The sequence below is a fragment of the Rhizomicrobium electricum genome, assembly GCF_011762045.1.
Taxonomy (GTDB): Bacteria; Pseudomonadota; Alphaproteobacteria; order Micropepsales; family Micropepsaceae; genus Rhizomicrobium; species Rhizomicrobium electricum.
The window spans coordinates 366054-388115 of the sequence record NZ_JAASQS010000005.1; the positions used below are offsets into that span (position 1 = coordinate 366054).

The window sequence follows — 22062 nt, forward strand, 5'->3', positions numbered from 1 at the left end:
CAAGTCGGCAGAAGCAGCGCTCCGGACGGCGGAAAGGCTCTCAAACACAAAACTCGGCGTGGTGGCATTTTCAAGTTCCGGTGACCCGGAACTTGGCGAATATGATGATGAACCTACTATTATCTTCAAATTCGGGCGTTTACCGCCTCAATTTGAAGAATAAGGCATGACACCGTAGCGTCGGAAGCGTGCTATAGTCTCCTCATCGAACGCGCCGTAATTTGCGGACGACAGATGTTGTCCGCCGACGCGAAGTCAAACTTAAAACACTCGTGCCAGACGCAGGATCAAGCATTGGATCTGCGCGTACGAGCTTGCCGTTGTCGCGTACGGCAGAAGGGCCACATTGAATTTGTCGTTTCTAGCCGCTTTCGGGCGCAATCAACTGTTGTCGCCATGGGATAGCGAAGACTCCATCCGCGAGGAACTCTTCGGTGTCGAACGGCTGGAACAACATGCCGAGAGTCTCGCCGAGGCCCAGATCGTCACGGCGACACCGATCCCGCGCCAATCGTTGTCGGTAAGGCTGAAGGAAAACGAAGCCGTTCTTTTGGCGGCCTATCGGGAAATAGGTCATACCACGCGCGACGGGCAACCGAACACGCCGGCCGCCGAATGGCTGCTCGACAACTATCATCTGATCGAAGAACAGATTCACGAGGTGCGGGACGACTTGCCGCCCCGCTATTACCGCCAATTGCCAAAGCTGGCAGGCGGCCCATTTGCCGGATACCCGCGTGTTTTCGGCTTGGTTTGGGCCTTCGTTGCACACACCGACAGCCGCCTCGACCCCGATATGCTGTGCCGGTTTGTGCGCGCGTATCAACGCGTCCAGCCGCTCACGATCGGCGAATTGTGGGCCATTGCCATCACGCTGCGTATCGTTCTCGTCGAAAACCTGCGGCGCGCGGCCAAACGCATCATGAATAGCGGTGTCGCCCGACAAAATGCCAATCTCGTCGCCGATCAGCAGTTGGGCATCGACGGGCGCGCCGCCGAATCCGTCGACATCATGCTTCAGGGCTACAGCCAAGCGCCGTTGCCCAAGACGTTCGCCGTCCAGCTGATTCAGCGGTTGCGAGACCAAGATCCTCGCGTCACGCCAGCGCTGGCCTGGCTGGAAAGCCAGCTCGCCGCCCAGGGAACCACGGCCGACCAACTCGTGCATGATGAACACCAGCGGCAGGGTGCCGCGAGCGTGACTGTGCGCAACATCATCACGAGTATGCGCCTCGCTTCGGCGCTCGATTGGACCGAGATATTCGAGAGCGTCAGTCTGGTCGATGGGATTCTGCAGACGGATACCGATTTCGCAGCGATGGATTTCCCGACGCGCAACCTCTATCGCAGTGCGATCGAAGAACTGGCGCGCGGTTCGACTCTGTCCGAGTTGGATATCGCGCAGGCCGCGCTTTCGGCGGCAAAAGGCCAAGCCGGCCGTCCCGCCGATCCGGGCTATCACCTGATTTCCGGCGGGCGCCGCGATTTCGAAAAACGGATCGGCTTTCGCCCGCCACTGCGAAGCAGGCTCGCACACAGACGGATCAGCATCGGCGCATACATCGCAAGCGTCGTTGTCGTAGCCGTCGCGATCTTGCTGTTACCCCTTTCTGCGCTGCAATCCGCTGGCTGGCTAGCGGCATTGTTGGCGATCGTGGGATTGATTCCTGCGTTCGACTTGGCCGTCGCATTGGTAAATCGGATCGCGATGGCGATCGTGGGCACGACGATCTTGCCAAGCCTGGCCCTTCGCGACGGCATTCCAGAGGAATTACGCACTGTCGTCGCGGTTCCGTTCCTGCTCACAAGCCGCCTCGCCATTGAAGAGCAACTCAAGCGGCTCGAGGTCTACTTTCTCGCAAGCCCCGATGGCCATCTGCACTTCGCATTGCTTTCGGACTGGCTGGACTCGCCCGAGGAACGCTCGCGAGACGACGATGCCCTTCTTGCCGTCGCGGCCGAGGGGATTGGCCATTTGAACAGCCAATACGGCCCGGCACAAGGCGGCGATAGATTCCTGCTGCTTCACCGCCGACGGGTTTGGAATGAAGGGCAGCAGCAATGGATGGGCTGGGAACGCAAACGCGGAAAGCTGCATGAACTGAATCGTCTGCTGCGCGGCGCCGCAGACACGACGTTTGTGACGATCAACGGCCGTGCACCGGCCGTCCCGCCTAATGTCCGTTATGTCATAACCCTCGATGCCGATACACGGTTGCCGCGCGAAGCCGTGCGCCAACTCATCGGCAAGATGGCACACCCGCTCAACCGACCGATGCTCGACGCCGCTGCAAGGCGCGTGGTCGAGGGCCATGCGGTGCTGCAGCCGCGGGTGACGCCGTCCTTGCCGGTCGGCTCCGAGGGATCGGCGTTTCAGCGTGCATTCTCCAGCATGAGCGGCATCGATCCCTACGCATCCGCCGTCTCCGACGTGTACCAGGATATGTTCGGCGAGGGGACATACGCCGGAAAGGGCATTTACGATGTGGATGCCTTCGAGGCGGCGCTTGCCGAGCGCGTACCGGAAAACACGCTTCTCAGCCACGATCTCTTCGAAGGGACATTCGCCCGCGCGGCTCTGGTATCCGATGTAGAAGTTGTCGAAGAGTATCCCGCCCGCTACGACGTTGCGGTTTCCCGCCAGCATCGCTGGGCTCGCGGCGATTGGCAGCTGCTGCCTTGGATATTCGGCCGTAGCGATGTCTCGCGCGATGAACCCGGCACCAACGCACTGCCGCGAATTGCGCGATGGAAGATGCTGGACAACCTCAGGCGGACTCTGTCGGCGCCGGCTTGCGTTATTACCTTGCTCACTGCCTGGACACTCTCCCCGCACGACGCGGCCGTTTGGACCGGCTTCATCATAGCAACGATCGCTCTACCGACGTTGCTGCCGGCGCTCGCAGCGATCGTGCCGCATCGTGTTCGAATAACGCTGCGCAGTCATCTCGATGCGCTTGGCGACGATATCCTGCTGGCTCTGACACAGACGGCCATGACGCTGATATTCCTCGCGCATCAGGCCTGGTCGATGAGCGATGCGATCGGCAGAACGCTCTTCCGCCTGTTTGTAAGCCATCGCCGCCTGCTCGAATGGATGACCGCCGCGCATGCCTCTCTCAGTCCCCGGCTTCAGTTGGCCGGTGTGTATCGCTGGATGGCGGGAAGTGTGGTCATATCTATCGCCGCTGCCAGCCTGGTCTGGTTGAGCGGCGGCCGATCGGCGTCGTGCGCCGCCCCTCTCATACTCCTCTGGATCGCCGCGCCCGCCATTGCACGGTGGGTCAGCTTACCGCCGTCGGCAGCGGGATCTCTTCCGATTTCCGATGACGACGCCCACGAGTTGCGACTCGTTGCGCGACGGACATGGCGATATTTCGAGACATTCGTCACGGCCGCAGACCACATGCTGCCGCCCGACAACTATCAGGAAGATCCCAAGCCGGTGCTGGCGCGCCGAACCTCTCCCACCAACATCGGTCTCTATCTTCTCTCGGCCGTCAGCGCTCGCGAATTCGGCTGGATCGGAACAACCGAAGCCGCCGAACGCCTGGAAACGACGTTGACGACGATCGAGTCGATGCAGCATTTTCGCGGCCACTTATACAATTGGTACGACACCGGCGATCTACGGCCGCTGGAACCGCGTTACATCTCGACCGTCGATAGCGGCAATCTTGCCGGTCACCTGATCGCAATCGCGAACGCTTGCCGGGAATGGACCGATGCCTCCGTCAACACGGCGCAATGGCTTGCGGGCATCGACGACAGCCTGCGCTTGGCGAGAACCGCGATCAGTGCGCTTTCCGACGACACCCAAAGCGAGTTCGTCACACGGCAGGAACTCGACCACGCGTTCAACGCTTTGAGCGCAGCCGTGCTTGCGGCGCCGGCAAACGGCTTGCCTGCCCGGATCAACGAACTCGCCAAGCTGGCAATGATCGTCGTCGACATCACGCAAACCTTGGCAAGCGGCGACGATGCCGGCATCGAAATGCTGTTCTGGACACGCGCAGTTCAGCGATCCATCGACAGCCATCGCCGTGATTTTATCCTGTCGACCGAGCAGGAAGCCGCGCTGAGAACACGTCTGCTCACGCTGGAGGCCACAGCACGATCGATGGCCAACGCGATGCAGTTCGACTTCTTGTTCGATCCGCATCGCCGCCTGCTTTCCATCGGCTATCTCGTCGCCGAAGGCCGGCTCGATGGCAGCTGCTACGACCTGCTTGCCTCGGAAGCGCGGCTCGCCAGCTTCTGGGCGATCGCCAAAGGCGATGTTCCATCGCGTCATTGGTTTCGTCTGGGTCGATCAGTAACGCCAATCGAGCATGGTGCGGCCCTGGTCTCATGGTCGGGATCCATGTTCGAGTATCTGATGCCATCGCTGGTGATGCGTGCGCCGGCCGGCACCCTGCTCGAAGCAACCAGTCACCTGATCGTCGATCGCCAGATCTCCTTTGGCAAAGAATGCAGCCGGCCCTGGGGCATTTCCGAATCCGCATTTAACGCGCGCGACTTGGAACTGACTTACCAGTATTCGAATTTTGGCGTACCCGGCTTGGGGCTGAAGCGCGGGCTTGGCGAGAATGCCGTTGTCGCGCCCTATGCAACGGCGCTTGCGACGATGGTCGCCCCGGCCGCCGCTTTGCGCAATCTTGCCCGTTTGGCCGAAATCGGCACGCGCGGGCGCTACGGCTTCTACGAAGCGGTGGACTATACGCGCACGCGCCTACCCGAAGGCAGCACCTACGCGGTCGTTCGCGCCCACATGGCGCACCACCAAGGGATGACGATCGTCGCCATCACCAATGCCCTGCTCGGCGGGATCGTCCGCGCCTACTTCCACGCCGAACCGGCAATCCGCGCCACGGAACTCTTGCTGCAGGAGCGTACTCCTCGCGACATAGCGGCGGCGCGTCCCTGGGCGGAGGACACCAACACAGCCACGGCAGCGCGAGTGCTCGACCGACCGACCGTGCGGCACATCCGTACGCCGCACAATCCGACACCGGCAGTCCATCTGCTTTCGAACGGCAGCTATGCCGTGATGCTGACCGCGGCCGGCTCCGGCTATAGCAGATGGCACGACATCGGAATTACCCGCTGGCGGGAAGATCCAACTTGCGACGACTGGGGTTCGTTCATTTATCTGCGGGACGTCAGAAGCGGCAGTGTCTGGTCCGCAGGTTACCAGCCAGCCGGCACCGAACCGGACAGCTATGACGTCGAATTCAGCGAAGACAAGGCCGAATTTACACGCCGTGACGGCACAATAGCGACCATTCAGGAAGTGGTCGTGTCGTCGGAGAGCAGTGCCGAAGCGCGCCGCATATCGGTGTCGAATTCCGGCCTGCGACCGCGCGAAATCGAGATCACCTCCTACGCCGAGCTTGTGCTGGCACCTCCCGCCCAAGATGGCGCTCACCCTGCGTTCTCCAAGATGTTTGTCCAAACCGAACACGATGCCAAGGCCGGGATCATTCTCGCGACGCGGCGGCGACGCGCACCAGCCGAACCGGAGATCTGGGCCGCCCATCTCTCGGTCGCCGAGGGCGAAACGGTCGGTGACATCGAAATTGAAACCGATCGTGCGAAATTTCTGGGCCGGGGACACAGCGCCACGTCGCCAGCATCCATCATGGGAGGGCGGCCGCTTTCCGGCAGTGTGGGAACCGTGCTCGATCCGGTATTTGCGATGCGCCGCCGCGTCCGCATCCAACCGGGCGAGACGGTGCGTGTCACATTCTGGACCGTAGCGGCATCATCGCGAACCGAGCTGCTCGATCTTGTCGACAAGCACCAAGACGCCAATGCCTTTGACCGCGCGGCGACACTCGCTTGGACCCAGGCGCAAGTGCAACTTCGCCATCTCGATATCGATACCGACGAAGCCAGACTATATCAGATCCTCGCCGGGCACATACTGTATGCCAACCCCGCCATGAGACCCATGGCCGACACCATCCGGCGCGGCGGCGGCGGTCCCGCCGCGTTATGGGCACAGAGCATTTCGGGCGATCTTCCGATCGTACTGGTGCGGATAGACGATGTGGAGGACATCGCGGTTGTTCGCCAGATGCTGCGAGCTCACGAATACTGGCGAATGAAAGGTCTCGCTGCCGACCTCGTGATTTTGAACGAGCGGTCCTCCTCCTATATCCAGGATCTTCATACCGCAATCGAAACGGAGATACGCAAAAGCCAGTCGCGCGCGCAGCCCGTAGCAGATGCCGCCCGCGGCAATGTTTTCCTGCTCCGTGCCGATTTGATCCCAGAGGAGACCCGCTCCCGCCTTTCGGCAGTGGCGAGAATCGTGTTGTCGGCACGTCGCGGCAGGCTCAAAGAGCAGCTCGAGCGGATGCGCAAGACGACTATGGCCGCGCCGCCATCCCCGCGGCGGTCCGTATCCTCTGACATGCGCACGACCAAGCCCGCGATATCCGATCTCGAATATTTCAACGGCCTTGGTGGATTTGCGGACGATGGACGGGAATATGTAACCATCTTGAACGCGGGCCAGATGACGCCGGCCCCATGGATCAACGTAATCGCCAACGAAAACTTCGGCTTTCAAGTTTCCTCCGAAGGTTCGGGATACACATGGTCGGTCAACAGCCGGGAGAACCAATTAACCCCTTGGTCGAATGACCCCATCACGGATCGCAGCGGTGAAGTCCTGTATGTCCGTGATGAAGAAAGCGGTTTGATATGGGGGCCGACGGCCCTGCCGGTCCGCGACGAGACAGCGTCCTATGTTGCTCGCCATGGGCAGGGCTACAGTCGCTTCGAGCTTCATGCCCATGGAATCGAACTCGACTTGCTGCAATACGTTCCGCTGCGAGACCCCATCAAGATATCGCGCCTGACCATCCGCAATACATCGACACGAACGAGGCGGCTATCGATCACGGCTTATGTCGAATGGGTATTGGGTCAGTCTCGCGCTGCCACCGCCCCCTTCATCACGACGGATATCGACTCCGCAACCGGCGCTCTCTTTGCACAGAATCCGTGGAGTACCGCTTTCGGGGGGCATATAGCATTCCTGGACATGGCGGGACGGCAGAAACGCTGGACAACAGACCGGCGTGAATTTCTCGGCCGCAACCGGTCCCTGGACAATCCCGCGGCACTCGCGGCGGAGGCCCCTTCACTTTCCGGCCGTGTCGGGCCAGGGCTCGACCCGTGCGGCGCAATCCAAACGAGCGTGTCTCTGGCACCCGGCGAGAGCACCGAAATTGCCGTCTTCCTCGGCCAGTCCACCAGCGCCGCCGACGCCCAGTTCCTTCTTGCCCATTACCGCGAAATCGATCTCGACAGCGTTCTGGATGAGGTTCGGAAGCATTGGGACGACTTGCTCACCACGGTGCAGGTGAAGACGCCGGATCGTGCGATGGATATCATGCTTAACCGCTGGCTCCTCTATCAGACGGTGGTCTGCCGTTTATGGGCCCGATCGGCGTTCTACCAGGCGAGCGGCGCTTATGGCTTCCGGGATCAAATCCAAGACTGCATGGCGCTGACGTTCGCGCGGCCGGCAATGACTCGCGAACACCTGTTGCGTGCGACGGCCCGCCAATTCGTCGAAGGCGATGTGCAGCACTGGTGGTTGCCGCCATCCGGTCAAGGTGTTCGCACGCGCATCTCTGACGATCGCATTTGGCTGGCCTATGCGGCGGCCCACTACATCGAGACCACAGGTGAGGTGGCGGTCCTGGACGAGGAAATTCCATTTCTCGACGGACAGCCGCTCCGCAGCGGCGATAGCGATGCCTATTTCCAGCCGACCGCGTCGGATCAAAGTGCGTCGCTGTTCGAACACTGCGCCCGTGGGCTCGACCTGAGCCTCGCTACCGGTATCCACGGCCTTCCGTTGATCGGAACCGGCGATTGGAATGACGGATTCACGCGCATAGGCGATAAGGGCCAAGGGGAAAGCATCTGGCTCGGTTGGTTTCTCCACGCGTCTCTCGCGGCGTTCGCACCGCACGCAGAAGCGCGTGGCGAGACCCTTCGCGCCACGACTTGGCGTGCCCATGGGGAAGAGTTGAAGGCGGCGCTAGAGCGCGCCGGCTGGGACGGCGGCTGGTACCGGCGGGCCTATTTCGATGACGGCACGCCGCTCGGTGCCTCCGAGAATACAGAGTGTCGGATCGACTCTATCGCGCAATCCTGGAGCGTGATCTCGAAGGCCGCCGATCCGGCTCGCGCTAAGCAGGCGATGGAAGCCGCCGATCAACACCTTGTCAGACCGGATGCGGGTCTTGCCCTGCTGTTTACGCCGCCGTTCGACCATCCGGCGCGCGATCCTGGGTATATCCAAGGCTATCCGCCCGGCCTGCGTGAAAACGGCGGCCAATACACCCACGCCGCCGCGTGGTCGGTGATTGCCCACGCCATGCTGGGCAATGGCGACAAGGCAACGGAGTTGTTCTCACTGCTCAACCCGATAAATCATGCCAGTTCGCGCGCCGGCGTGCGCCGTTACAAGGTCGAGCCCTATGTCATAGCGGCCGACATCTACTCCGAACCTCCTCATGTGGGGCGCGGCGGCTGGACATGGTACACAGGATCGGCGGGTTGGACATATCGTGCGGGGATCGAGTTCATTCTTGGTCTGCAGCGACATGGCGCATTCCTCACTCTGGATCCCTGCATTCCGACGTACTGGCCGCGGTTCGACGTTACCTATCGCAGCGGTGCGACATACTACGAAATCGCGGTCGAGAATCCGCGAGGGGTAAGTCGGGGCATCGCGTCCGTTGAATTTGACGGCGTCCGGCTAGGTGCAGAACATCCCCGGATAGAACTGACCGAAGATGGCCGGAACCACACCATCCGGATCGTCCTTGGATGATGACTGTTGTTGCCCCAACGCGTTGGAGAAACTCTCGCGATGTTCGTGCGCCCCGGTCTTCTCAGGAAGGCCGTTGCGTAAAGCACCGCCCCAGACCGACGTAAGGTCAGTCGCTGCTTGCGTATACTTTCGCTCCCTCCGTCGAGCGCGAAACTCCGCGATGATTTGCCTTCGCTACAGATTGTCAGTAGTGTCCAATGAAGGTGATGGGAACGCTCGCCATCGGCTGCGTCGTCGAGATCTGGTCCGCAAATTACGCCGTACCACCGTTCTCGACAGTCACCTCGCCCACGCTGAAGCTGCCTGCCTGTTCGTCATGTAGCGATTAGCCATTCCTCTTTTCCAAACTCACGCGAGCGTCCGACGTGAAGTTCCTGCTTCCACGTCGCCGCGAACAATAGGGAGTACCATGTCGGATAACGGCACCAACCCGCCTCACAAAAAGCGCGCAACCGCGCGGCTGAATGCCCAAGACAAGTTCGCGGCGTCGGAACGGCGCGATATGGAGGTTCGCAAAGAGATCCAACAGCAGCAGGCCGCCGCTGCCGCAAAGACCGTCAAATTGCGCGCCCTGCGGCTTGCCAAAGAGGAAGCCGACCGTCTTGCAGCGGCGAGCGCAACTCCGCTCAATCCCAAGAAGAAAAAAAGTAGCAGCCAAAACACCTAGCGTGACAATGGCGGTCGCGAGCGACCGCAACACTTGCCGTCGACCGAATTAGCACATCATTCGCTACGCGCTTGGCGTGGCTTGCATTGAACGCCTGCGCGCGTGAATCCACGGTCGCATTCCCATCCATCACCATTGAAGTCGACATGGGCGTTGGAAGGAATCGGAACCATTGCGCATTGCGGCCCTGTGCGGCGAAATCCCCGCTCGCAGGCCCAATCGGATCCCGTCGCATTCAGATATCCGTGTAGCGGTACCGAAACGGCCACGCATAGCGCACTTTGACGATAATAGCCGCGCTCGCAGGCCCAGCTTTCGCCGGTGTCCTCAAGATAGCCGTGCTCCGGTATGCTAACCAGCTTGCATTGCGCACCGGTCATGCGGAATCCGCGGTCACAGGCCCAACCGCGCCCATAGGTCGATTCCATCGCATGCGCGTTGGCCGGGATTTTGATGGCGACGCAATCTTCGCGGACGGCTCTGAAACCCCGTTTACACACCCAACCGGAGCCGTCATCGGAAATCGCAGACAGATAGCCGTTGGACGGCACCTTGATAATTGCGCAGGCGGCACGCACCTTCTTGTATCCGCGATCGCATTCCCACCCATCTTGGTAGATGTCACTGCCGTGCGCATTCGCGGGAAACGTGATCGCCGCACACACCGTTCCGACCTGGCGATAACCCTGATTGCATTCCCAACCGGCCCCGAATTGGAGCGGATGAGCGTTAAGCGGAGCGCCCGAGGCCGAGCCTGCGCAAATCATAATTGCCCAGCATTGGATCGCCAGACGGCACAAGCCTCTTCGCACAACGCTGCACTCCTGAGGGAATTCTCAATTCACCGTCGCAATTGGTACGAGGCGAACGATGGACATCCGTATCACGTGCGCTTGCTGCAATTATGGCGGTCTCGTTGTTTCGTCCGGCAAGACATAAATTGCTATTCTTGCATCCCCACTATATGATCCTCGTTTGTCGGCGTGCGCAGTCGATCGCGCAGTGTAAACGTCGATCCACATCAAACCTCATCTTCGCTCAAAGAGCCCTACCGCATGAACGCGAATGTCATGAACGGCTTTTCGCGGGAAGAGCAGATCAACTTGGTCAATCAGAGGATTTCTTTGACGATTACGGAACAGAGTGACGGATACGCTCCGCATGTCCGCGGTAATTGTGCCAGGGCATGGACCTGCAACACCTTGATGGTAACCGAACTGGCTCGGTTGCTTTTGGCCAATCCCGCCGGCCTTCGCCGGTGGTCGGTTATGCGTGCAATGCGCAAGGTTTGGGGGAAGAACGACCGGGAGATCGGCCAGAAATTCGAAGACGAAGTCGAACGCAGCTTTCGCCACTTCAGCGACGAAGCTGATCGCACCAAACTGCAGCAAGCGGTGTCCGAAGACGCACTGTTCTTTCGCCCCCGTGACAAGGCCGGCGAAGTGTGGGCGGCCCATCCCGATCGCGTTCAAAACTGGCTCGCGATCAACGCGCCCAAGACGGACTGAACGCGGGATGTCCTTCATAAGCGCTTACTTGCGGTGTGGTGCCGCGGCGTGAATAGGGTCGAAACGTTCGCCCCGTACCATTCGGAACTGCGGCCAGTCGCGCGACACGGCGCAATCGGCAGCGTGTTCCGTATCCTCTGGTGCCGCTCTCCTCATGAGTGTTTGCGCGGAAACGCGCATGGACGCTCGTGGTTTGAGAAGTCGTGCACCGGGGTGGAGGCGGCGGCGGTGCTCTGCGCAAACCGCAACACTGCCGCTGCCCGCCCACTTTCGTGCGTACAACCCCACGTGGGATCGCAGTTTTTCCAGTCAGCGAGCAGCGGCCGCAGGATCTTCCAGCGGTGAAACAGTCAAACTCGTGAGCGTTCGAATTTCGCCCGGACGACGGAAGCGGATGGCACGGCTACTCTATTGCCCCGCAGGACAACGAATTGTCCGTCACACCGGTGCCGTTCGGATGTCGCGGTGCGCGTAGATTTCATCCCACGTCGCGCCGGCAGACAGCCCCTCTTTCGCCGCACACTCCTCCCGCACATCCTCTTCGACGATGAAGGCTCTCAGCTCATGCCGGATCTGAACCGTTGACGGCAGGGAAAGGCGTCTACCGAAGCGAACAAAGGGTTTCATGGTGAAGAAGCCTTCGCAAAGCCCTCGTTCCAAACGGATCTTTCGGGCTCGGCTGAATAGGGATTGAAGACCTCCATGCCGCAGAGTTCGACATGGCTTCGATCCTGGCGGGAAAGTTCGTACGCCCGATCGCGGCCCTGGGCGTAGGCCCGGCGAAGGCGGTAGGCCAGGATATGCGTGACAGTCATATCGCCGCTCATCGCCATCGCACTCCTCTGGAGGTGTTGCGGCGAAGAACAATGCTCTCCGCCGCTCCCCAAACGTCAAGCCGCCTGTAAATTGACCGCCTTGGGTCCCTTCACATCCGCCTGGATCTCGAACGACACGCGCTGGCCTTCGGCCAATACGCGCATGCCCGACATTTCAACGGCAGTCGAATGGACGAAAACATCCTTGCCGCCGTCTTCGGGCGCGATGAAGCCAAAACCCTTAGCCGCGTTGAAGAACTTCACTGTTCCGATTGTCATGACTTTTCCTAATGCATCAGGTTGCGCTCAAGCAGTCGCCTGAGCGGCGGTAACGAAACAATCAGCGTGAATGATCTTCTGTCTCGACCGGATGCACACGAGGCGGATCGGGAGTACAACAGTGGTACTTCATCTGACGGAACGCCGTCGCGCACTTAATATAACTGCTGTATGCGCCTATTACAAGCCGCAGCGGACGAATACCCAAGCTATTGCGCACCGGGCCCCGTCACCTCCCCTGAATATGTCTCAAGGAACAAGACGGCACCACAGGCGAAGATCATGCCAGAGGCTTTGGAAGCCAAGCTTGCGGCCTGAACGATTGCACGAGTGTCGTTCCGCAACGCGGCCAGCCGTGCGCCGACATAGCCGGCATTGCGCACAGTCGATGTGATGGATTTGCCGGCGCCGGAAAACGCTCGCCATCCGCGCGGAATTTGAACGAACTCATCCGAGCGCTCATCGCTCGATGCACGGCCGCAAACCCAAAAGGCCGGGGATCGCCCGGCCCTTCGGCACTCAACGGTGAAGGTGTCAGAACTTCTGCATCTTGACGCGGACCACTTCCGGCTCCTGGTGGAAGCTGAGACCGCGATCGGTTTCGTCGCCATTCCACAGCCGCAACGGCTTCCAAACACCCTTCTCAAACGTGCCCTGCTCGACCGTCAAAAACTGGCTGCGCATCCAGGGCTTCTTGTCCTTCAGATGGAAGATCACACTGGCATCGAGACCGGTGACGAGGAATTCGTCCGGCCCGAGCTGCGCAACGAAGGCGGCACCGTGGGCGTCCTTGGTACCGGGCGGGGTCTCGCCGTCTCTTTGCGGGAAGCCATAGGCCACCGTCGCCTGCCATTCGCCGAAGTCGATTTCTTGCGACGGCTCGCCGACTTCTTCGACCGCGGTCTTCACCTTGCCGTCGAATTCAAGCTGCGCAATTTCACGGCTCATGGGCGCGAAAAGCTGGAAGTTGCGCGGATGCCCCGTCCATTTCTCGTCGCCCAGAATGTTCCAGCCGGTGCGATCGATGCCGAAGGGAGCAAAGCCGATCGCGCCGTGACCGAGCGCCTTGTAGAAAACCTTCGAGAAATTATCGCTGCGCCCGATCTCCGGGATCATCAACGCATTGTCGGCGCGCGCATAGGTCTGCAACAAGCTGTCAACGAAAGTGCGGCCGTCGCCGTAGATGTCCGGACCGATAACATCGATCGACGGGGCCAACGCTTTCCACAGCCCCAGCATTTTCTGCACCGCCCCGCCGCTGGGATAGCCGATGCCCGGCTGATCGAGCTGGCGTTGCGCCAGAGCCGCCGGCGGATAGGCCACCCAGACGTTGATCGAACAGGGAATACCGAAGACGGCTTTGCCCGCTGCGGCGATCTCGTTGATGTACTTGGCCTGATGATAGACCTGGAACGTTTCGTCGGCTGCGCCGCCGAACACCTCTTTCCAGGTTCCGGCGGACTTGTGCGAAGCCGCCAGCAGATCGGCGGGCACCGGCCCGGCGAACAGCGCGTCGGCTTCCGCCGAGTTGTCGCGGATGCTGCCGATGTTGCCGGCCTCGTTCTCGACCTGAACCATCAAAACCGTATGCTGATCGCCATCGATTTTCTTGAGGTGGCTCATGAGAGCGACGAACGCGGATTTATCCGCCGCCAGCGTGGCGCGCCCGATCGGCGACAAGACGTCAATCGGCTCGCCATCGGGTCGGACGGTACGCGGAAAACGTTTGGTATCGGTCTTCACCCACGACGGCACATAATGCATGTTGCCGTTCTTCCAGGTTCCGAACCAGAGCAGAACCAAGCGCAGATTGTGAGCCCGCGCGCCTTTGACCAGCGCATCGATGTTGGTCGTATCGAAGCGTCCGGGTTGCGGCTCGAACTGTTCCCAATAGATCGGCGCTTCGATGGTGTTGGCATGGAGCGCCGCCGCCGACTCCCACACCTGCGCCAGCTCGACGGGCCACGCGCTCGAATTGTGGATCTGACCGCCGAGCATCAGGAACGGCTTGCCATCGACGATCAGCGCGTGCCGGCCGTTTTTCTCGACGATTTTGGGCGCATCGGCCGCCTGGGCCCCAAGCGCCAGCGAAGCACTCACCAGTGCCGCCGCGATACAGCCCCAACGTTTCCTAGTCATCTCATTCATCCCCGTTCGTGCTTTTGCATAAATCAGAATTCGGCGGCGTGATCGCGCTCGAACACCTGGCCGCCGAAGGCGCGCTTGGCAGTCCAGTCCTCGGCGGGCGTCGTCCAGAAGCTGTCGCCGGCCGCGAGCGCGAGCGGCAACAGGCTTTCGGTGGTGATATACATGCTACCGGCGTTGCTGTAGATGTCGGCGATCTCCGGACGATGGCCGGCAAAGCCGATGGTGAGAAAGCCGTCGGGCGTGAAGTTCGAGGGATTGGCGAAAATCCTCTTGTGCACCGCCGTCAGTGCCGAACGCACCCGTCCCTTCGACAACACCGACGGCAGCGCATTGCGCCACGCGAGCAAAGCCAGCGGCTGGAACACCGCCGTGCGATAAGTGGCCGAGCGCCCGATCGGCGAGAACGCGCCATCGGGCGAAATCATCCGCTCCAGGCATTCGCCGTACCGCTGCATCCGCTTCATCGCAAGGTCCAGAGCGTCCTTGTTCGACGGCAGATTGACGAAGGTGTTGGTCTTCACCAGGACCTCGAGGATTTCCACCAGCATGGGATGGATGACATAGGAATTGTAGTAATCGAGGTGGAAGCGCGTGCCGTCGCCATACCAGCCGTCGCCGACATACCACTCGTTGATCTTGCGCACGGCCAGCGCGATGCGCATCGGATCGAACTCCTCGCCAATCGAGGCGAGAAACGCCTCGTTCATCGCCGCGAACAGGATCCAATTCTGGTACGGCGGCGCCACCCGGCGCAAGAGCTTCAATTCGGTGACGATGCGCGCCTTGGTCTTCTTGTCGAGCGGCTCCCATAGCTGTTTCGGCGCGCGAATGAGAGCGTTTGAGAAATAGGCGGAGTCGACCAGCGGCTGGCCTTCCTTGCGCCACAGCAGATAATCCGGGCTCTTGGGATCGACCGAATGGGCATAGCTCTGCAGCGCCCATTCGCGCAGGCGGCGGCGTTCGCGCCCTTCCCAGCTATCGTCCTCGGGCAGCGTCAGCCACGGCGACAACCCCGAAATCAGCCGGCCGAAGCACTCCAGATAGGCGACGTTCCTGTCGCGACCGTCCCAGATCGGGCTCAGCTCGACGGGCATGTTCTTCTTCAGTTCGCCCTTGGCCATGCTGGCGAGAACCGGCGTCGCGATCTTGAGCAAGAGGTCGAGCCAATAACGCCGCTCGTCCGCGGGCGAGGCGGCCGGACCCGTCTCAGCATCGCTTCGCGCCGCCATGGCCGGCACTGCCGCGGCCGCGGCCGTCATCGCTTTCAAAAATGCACGTCGTTCCATAGGCTCCTCCTGCCGGATCGGTTCCCGATCTTCGTTGAATTTGACAGCGGCTAAGCACCGTTTGCTGTGATGAGCTGCACCATGCCGGACTCAGCCAGTTCTTGATCGCCGCCGAGGATCGCATCGAGCACTTTCCTGTATCCGGCGATCGCAATGCACGGCGGCAAGGCGCACCCCGAGACGTCGCTCAGCAGTGCCGTCTCGATCACGCCTCCCAACAAGTTGAAAAATCGATTGCCGCTCGCCCGCATCACGGCACGATGAAATCCGAGACTGGTCCTGGTCGGATCGCCGTCGCCGGACATCGCAGCCTCCAGCCGGGCATAAGCATCGTTGAGCGCGGCTTCGCGGTCGACGATCTCGCCCCAATCGGCCAGCGCGCGGTCGTCCTGCCGGCAAATGGCCGAGCGCAGCTCCCGCTCGCGCGCGCCCGACAGGGCCCGCGCCGCCAGAGCGGCCGCATGGGGTTCGATTGCCAAGCGCACCTGTTTGAGATCGCCCAACACCCACGAACACCCACCACCTCGTATCAACCAACGCAAGACATCCGGATCGATGACATTCCATTCGTCCTCCGGCTGCACCCAGGTACCACACCCCGGCCGCGATGCGATCAACCCTTTGGCCGCGAGCATCTTGATCGCCTCCCGCAAAATCGTCCGGGAAACTCTGTACTGCTCGCACAATTCGCTTTCGGTGGAGAGTTGACAGTCGCGTACGAATTTTCGCGCGATGATGGACATGCCGACATCGTCAAAAATCCGGAACGTTAGGTTCACCTGCGATGGTAGCGACATTGGAACCGAGACATGAAACAGCGAAGGGATACGCCGCGCGCCGGATACAAGAGGAACAAGGGGCGACTTGCGCCGCCCCTTGCCGCAGACATCAGAGGTGACCGCGCAGGGACAGAGTGAAGTTCCTGCCGTGATACATGCTGTAGAAGACGTGGCTGCTGTTATCGCCCCATTGCGCGTAACGGCCGGGATAATTGATGCCGTTCACGCCCGGTGCGAGGTACTGATACTCGACCGCATCCAGCAGGTTGGTCACGTCCAAGCGGACCTCGAGCTTGTCGAAGAAGCTATAGCCGACCGTGCCGTCGAGCGTACCGCGCGCCTGTCCGATCATATGACCGTTGGTCTCGTAGTAGTTGTTGCTGATTGACACGAACTTGGACCGCCAGTTGTACGACGCGCGGACGCTGAGACCGCCCTTTTCGTAGTACAGCGTGGCGCTATAGGTATACGGCGACAGGCCGTTGATCTGCTCCGGCACCGATACCACGAAGCCCGCCGGCGCCGTCCAGTTGGCGCAAGAGGTTGCACCGGGCCCGCACGGCGTATTCACGTTGAAGCCGGTGTTCGGCCCGCTCTGCTTGCCGGCGGTATAGGTGAAGTTTGCCAACGCACCCAAGCCGTCGAACGGCTCCGGCAGGAACGAGAAGGGCTGCTGGTAGAAGATTTCGAAGCCCTTCACCATCACCGGGTTCAAGTTCACCGGATGCGACAGCGTCATCGACAAATCCGCCGGAATATGACCGGTTCCGTCGCAGAAGACCGAGCAGTTCAAGAGGTTTTCCGGCAGTCCCAACGCCCCGAACGTCGTCGTGGTCGTCTGGTTCGCGATCAGGCCCTTAACGCCCTTGTAGTAGACGCCGACCGACAGAACGGACTCGGGCATGAAGTACCACTCCAAACCCACGTCGACATTGTTGGCGATCATCGGCTTCAGCTGATCGTTGCCGTTCGTCGCCGAAGCGTTGAACACGCCCGGAATCGTCTTGCCGCCGGCGATGTTGCCGAGGCCGGGACGGCTGACGGTCTTGCCATAGGCCGCACGGGCCACGAGATCGTCCATCACGTCATAGGCGATGCTGATCGTCGGCAACACGTTGTCGTACTTGTTCTGCAAGGCGTTGTGGCACCAGTAGCCCGAACCGTCGGGACACTTCTTCCAGTTATAGCCCCACAGCCGCGTCTGGGCGTAACGCAGACCGCCGTTGATCTTCAGCGAATGTCCGAACAATTCACCGTCCGTATTGAGCATGAAATATGCGCTCTGCACGGCTTCCGTGACGTTGAACATGTTCGCGTATTGGGTGGTCCCGTAAGCCTGCAACTGCTCGGCGGTCGCATTCTTCACGAGACTGTTGAACCCGATGGCTTCGTAGACGGACCGCGAAACGCCCGCCCAGTTCATGATCCGCCCCTCAGGAACGTCCTGACCGTCGAACAAATTGTCGAGCGGGATGTGATTGGTTGCGAACTGGGAATAGGTGCGCGAGCCGACCGTGCCGCCAGCGTACATGCCACGCGCCTTGACCAGGCTGGCGCCGTTGCCGCGCCAGTTTGTCTTCTGACTGGAGACATAACTAAGGCCGACATCGGCCTTCAGTTTGCCGAACACGGAAACGCCGGTATTGACGTCGTAAACGGCATTGATCTTGCCGATGAGGACCTTGTCACCTTCCTTGTTGATCGCGGCATCGACGCCGCCAAGGCTCATGTTGAACAAGGCCGGGTTTGTCAGGTCGGCCGTCGTCGACAACAGCGGGATCTTGTAGTTCACGGTCGGATCGAAGGTCGACGTCGTATTGACGGCAACCGCATAGATGCGATCGTCCGAGAACTGGCCGTTGCTCGCGTTCTCCGAAGCCTCGAAATTGACGACGAGATTGTCGGTAGCCTGATACTTGGCCTTCAGATCAACGCTGGCGAAGTGGGTATAACCTTCGTACCAACGGTTTTCCGCCAGCCACTGCGTATTGCCAAACGTGCCGTAGATGTTGTTGTTCTGGTCGATCTTGATGTTGATCGGAACATTGCCGCGGCAGTTCGTTTGGCCGATCAGCGCCGAATTTGCCTGACACGCCGTCCAGCCGGCCGCGGTCGTCGACATCGAACGGAGCGTCAGACCGAGCGTGTATTCGTTGTGATCCTGATTGTACAACGCGCCCATCATGTCGAGCGTGACGTCCCACTTTTCGTTGGGCCTGAACTGGAGCGACAGCAGGCCCGCCATACGGGAGGTCTTGTTCTGTTCGATATGGTTGCGCTCGAAACGCCCGATAAAGGCCTGATCCACCTGCTGCCAGGTGTAGGTGCCGATATTGGAACGCGGATCGAACGAGCTTCGGACAAACGGGAGACTGCCGGCCGTCGGCGTGCCGTAGTCGTCGAACGTCATGCCGTTCGGGTTGCGGTAATAGTTGCCGTCCGGGCTTTTGATGGCGCTGCCCGGACTGGCGGGATTGACCGTTCCGTCGATCTGCTCGTTGCGGGTCTGCGTGACGCCCGTGGTTTCATGGCTGAAGAGTTCGTAGTCGCTCTCGCGGAACGTGGCCGCGAACAACAGACCGAACGGACCCCACGTGTTGCTGGCCTGGAACGTCGCGCCCGGCAACGGTGTCATGCGGTTGCTGTTCATATTGTAGGAGGCGCTGTAGTTCACCTTCATGCCGTTGTAGTCGAACGGATGAGGGGTGCGCAGATCGATCACGCCGCCGATGCCGCCTTCGTCGAGGTTCGCCTGCGGCGACTTGTAGAAATCGACACGGCCGAACAGATCGGCGCTGAAAAGGTCGAGGTCGACCGAACGCTGATTGCTGCCGATGCTGTTGTTGGTCGATGCATGGACCGGGTTGCCGTTGATCGTGACGACCGTGTAGCCCGGATTCAGGCCGCGGACGGCAACGCTCTTACCTTCGTCGCTGCGCGAGTCGCGGTTCAGGGCGACGCCGGGAACACGCTGCAAGGAGTCGGCGATATTGGTGGCCGGGAATTTGCCGATGTCTTCGGCAACGATGGAATCGCGCACGCCGACGGAATCGCGCTTCACGTCGAGAGCTTTCTCGAGGCTGGCGCGGTAGCCGGTGATGACGACCGTTTCCATTTCCGCACTTTGCGCCAAGGCTTGCGGCGTCAGGAACAACACCGATGCGATGCCTGTCAGAACCGAGGTACGCAGCAATGTCGAACGGTAGGTATTTCTGCTTTGCATGTGGGTTTCCTCTCCCGTTTTTTCGGCTGGCCGTGCAGCGTTACTTCACCGACACCGCATCAACCGCCCCCTTTACCTCCAGAGTGCGTTTACTTCGTCTTGGAGGTAACTCTTCGAATGGGTCGCTCCGACGCGGCGCGGCCAAGCTCGGCGACCGTATGGTCGAGATATGCGCGGAACGCCGCTTCGTCCTTGATGCCATCGCCTTCCTTCTCCCAGGCGGCGGCGACCGCATAGCGGGCGCGGCGGGCATCGTTGAACTGCACATACAGGCCGCGGCCATCGTCGCCGGTGCGGGACACCGCGCTTACCGGATAGAACAGCGCCATACCGACATTGTCCTTTCCGTTTTCGCTTTGACGGCCCCAGGTCGCGAAATAGGCCCAGCCTTTGTCGCGCCGCACGCTGATGATCGTCGTGTTGGGATATTTGGCGAAGCCCGCGACCAGCGGAATGCCCTTGCTTGCGCTCGCTTCGACGCTCATCAGCCGCGAGCCCGGCACCATGGCGTAGTGCGCCGTCAGCGTCGCTTTGCGCCCGTCAACGGTGAAGCCGCGGCTTTCGATACGCAGGCGCGCGGCGTTCGGTCCGGCCTTCTCCACCCGCGCCGAGATCTGCGCCGGATCGCCGATCTGGCGGGCCATGCCGTTGTCGAGAACGCCAAGGCTGCCGGCGCCAAGGCTGTCGCCGACGTGCCAGAAATCCATGCCCCAGGCGGTTTCCTCGTGATACGAGGTTCCGCCCTGCCCGATCTTGTCGAGAATGATGCCGGGCTGCTTCTTTCCGAACACGTCGACCGCATTGCGCCCATCGAGATAGACGCGATACGCGATCCGGTCGGATTCGACACCGGCACCCTCAATCGGAAACAGCGGATCGTGGATCACGTGCGTTTTCGGCACAACCACCGAAGACACTTCGCGCACGGTCCCGCCGACCAGCATCGGAATGGAAGCATGGGCAAGGCGCACGGCTTTCGCAGGCGTCGCTGCAGCGCTCCGATCGTCCAGCGCGAGCTGATACATCGCGGTTCCGGCAAGAAGGTAGGCGCCCACACCGTAAAGCTGCGTGTCGTCCGCTTTGACCTGATCCGGACCGACGCCGATGCGCTGCACCCAGCCCAGACGGCCGTCGGCCGATACCGCACTCGTCAACGCCTGCCAGCCGCGGTCCGCACTCGCGCGATAGATCGGCTCTTTGAGAAGACCGGTGCGCACGCCATACGCCAGACCGAAAGTGTAGAAGCCCGTACCGCTGGTTTCAGGCGGCGTTCCTTCGGGCGGCGACAGGAGCGACACCGGCCAGGTCCCGTCCGGCTTCTGAAGCTGAACCAGGCGCGCCGACATTGCCCGGAACAGGTCCTCATAACGCGAGCGCGAGGGATAATCGCCGGGCATCAGTTGGAGCATGCGGACCAAGCTCGCATAGACCCAGCCATTGCCGCGGCTCCAGAAGATCTTCTCGCCGTGATCGCCAACCCGCGTAAAAAACCGGCTGTCGCGCGCGAACAGGTGCTCTTTCTTGTCGAAAAGAAAGTCCGCCGTGGCCCAATATTCGCTGTCGGCGTAGCGAAGGTATTTGGGATCGCCGGTGACCTTGGTCATGGCCGCAAAGGCCGGCGGGCCCATGAACAGCGCATCGGCCCAGCACCAGCGTTCTTGGCAGGCGCTCTCGACATTCGGCGGCGGATTGCTGCCGTATTCCAGCGACACCTTCGGCGATGCCGCAATGATCGCATCAAGCCGCGCCTTGATGGGCGCCAGCGCCTCGGCATCATGGGTGCGGTTGTAGGCCCAAATCCAGCTCTGCCCGATGATGTAGTCGTCGGCATGGAATGGCCGGCTTTCGAGCTGCCATCGTTCGCGCTTGCCATGGGCGATGATCGCCTCGTCATAGCGCGGATTGGCCGACACGTCCGCGAGGGCACTCAGGCCGACATAAAAGGCGCCGAACACCCAGCCGCGCGGCGACATCTGCTCGTTGGGCCCGGCCTTGGCTTCGACGCTTGCAATGGCCGACAACTGCCAATCGGCAACGCGCTCGGTCTGGCGCAGGACATCCTGAGGATTTGGCGGCGACGCCGCTTGGGCCGAAGCCGGCAGAGCCGAGAGCATCAAAAAGAGAGCAAGACCAAAACGCTTCATAGAACAACTCCCCGACTGCCACCCGGACGGCCCACTGCTGAAGACGTGCATCCGTAGCGGGGCGACGCGAATGACCGCGCCGCCCAGTACGCCATTCGAGGGGAGTGCCCGAATGAACGACCAACTCGTGATTACTTCCGGCAAAAGCCGGTTATTCCGCCGCCTGCAAGTCCTTCCGTTCGAACCGTACCCGATCGAGTCCGCCAATCGATCATTGGCGGCCCCAACAAAGACCCGGATGTCGAACGCACACCTCCCGTACCGTCTTTTGCTTAGGGTCCGCCGGCACCCACCGGTGGCCCTTCACGTTTCAAGACGGACGGCGCGAGGACTTGCCTGAAAATATTTGTATG

General features: G+C 60.9%; 12 protein-coding genes. 3 read left to right on the forward strand and 9 right to left on the reverse strand.

Features of this window, described 5'->3' with window-relative positions; all coding sequences use genetic code 11:
- The first annotated feature begins 346 nt into the window (after positions 1-346).
- Positions 347-8860: a glycoside hydrolase family 94 protein gene (locus tag FHS84_RS12185; protein WP_208393829.1), complete on the forward strand. Its 8514-nt coding sequence runs from the start codon at positions 347-349 to the stop codon at positions 8858-8860.
- Between the two features lie 409 nt (positions 8861-9269).
- A complete protein-coding gene (locus FHS84_RS12190; protein WP_166933916.1) occupies positions 9270-9527 on the forward strand; it encodes a hypothetical protein in 258 nt (85 codons plus the stop codon).
- Between the two features lie 56 nt (positions 9528-9583).
- On the opposite strand, the gene FHS84_RS12195 is transcribed toward FHS84_RS12190, so the two are convergent.
- Positions 9584-10192 (reverse strand): hypothetical protein, encoded by a 609-nt coding sequence (locus tag FHS84_RS12195; protein WP_166934569.1) that lies wholly within the window; start codon positions 10190-10192, stop codon positions 9584-9586.
- Between the two features lie 390 nt (positions 10193-10582).
- Here FHS84_RS12195 and FHS84_RS12200 point away from each other — a divergent pair, with 390 nt between their 5' ends.
- Positions 10583-11035, forward strand: a complete 453-nt coding sequence (locus tag FHS84_RS12200) for a hypothetical protein (RefSeq protein WP_166934571.1) — start codon at positions 10583-10585, stop codon at positions 11033-11035.
- A 438-nt stretch (positions 11036-11473) separates the two neighbouring features.
- Here the strand turns inward: FHS84_RS12200 and FHS84_RS12205 are convergent, their stop codons facing one another.
- The 8 genes from FHS84_RS12205 to FHS84_RS12240 all read right to left on the reverse strand — a co-directional run bounded on the left by FHS84_RS12205 (position 11474) and on the right by FHS84_RS12240 (position 21709).
- Positions 11474-11662: a hypothetical protein gene (locus FHS84_RS12205; RefSeq protein WP_166934573.1), complete on the reverse strand. Its 189-nt coding sequence runs from the start codon at positions 11660-11662 to the stop codon at positions 11474-11476.
- Positions 11659-11868 carry a hypothetical protein gene (locus tag FHS84_RS12210; RefSeq protein ID WP_166934575.1) on the reverse strand — a complete coding sequence of 70 codons (210 nt, stop codon included), beginning with the start codon at positions 11866-11868 and terminating at the stop codon, positions 11659-11661. Before FHS84_RS12210 ends, FHS84_RS12205 begins: the two co-directional genes overlap by 4 nt.
- Before the next feature lie 57 nt (positions 11869-11925).
- Positions 11926-12129: a cold-shock protein gene (locus FHS84_RS12215; RefSeq protein WP_166934577.1), complete on the reverse strand. Its 204-nt coding sequence runs from the start codon at positions 12127-12129 to the stop codon at positions 11926-11928.
- Positions 12130-12663: 534 nt separating this feature from the next.
- Positions 12664-14268 carry a DUF5597 domain-containing protein gene (locus tag FHS84_RS12220; RefSeq protein WP_166934579.1) on the reverse strand — a complete coding sequence of 535 codons (1605 nt, stop codon included), beginning with the start codon at positions 14266-14268 and terminating at the stop codon, positions 12664-12666.
- Between the two features lie 32 nt (positions 14269-14300).
- Positions 14301-15563 carry a DUF2264 domain-containing protein gene (locus FHS84_RS12225; RefSeq protein ID WP_166934581.1) on the reverse strand — a complete coding sequence of 421 codons (1263 nt, stop codon included), beginning with the start codon at positions 15561-15563 and terminating at the stop codon, positions 14301-14303.
- 50 nt (positions 15564-15613) lie between these two features.
- Entirely contained in the window at positions 15614-16360 is a 747-nt protein-coding gene (locus FHS84_RS12230; protein WP_279589313.1) for a FadR/GntR family transcriptional regulator, read from the reverse strand.
- Between the two features lie 91 nt (positions 16361-16451).
- Entirely contained in the window at positions 16452-19565 is a 3114-nt protein-coding gene (locus tag FHS84_RS12235) for a TonB-dependent receptor (protein ID WP_166934585.1), read from the reverse strand.
- Between the two features lie 89 nt (positions 19566-19654).
- The gene (locus FHS84_RS12240) at positions 19655-21709 is read right to left on the reverse strand and encodes a glycoside hydrolase family 88 protein (protein WP_166934587.1); all 2055 of its coding nucleotides are present in this window, start codon (positions 21707-21709) and stop codon (positions 19655-19657) included.
- Positions 21710-22062 lie beyond the last annotated feature (353 nt).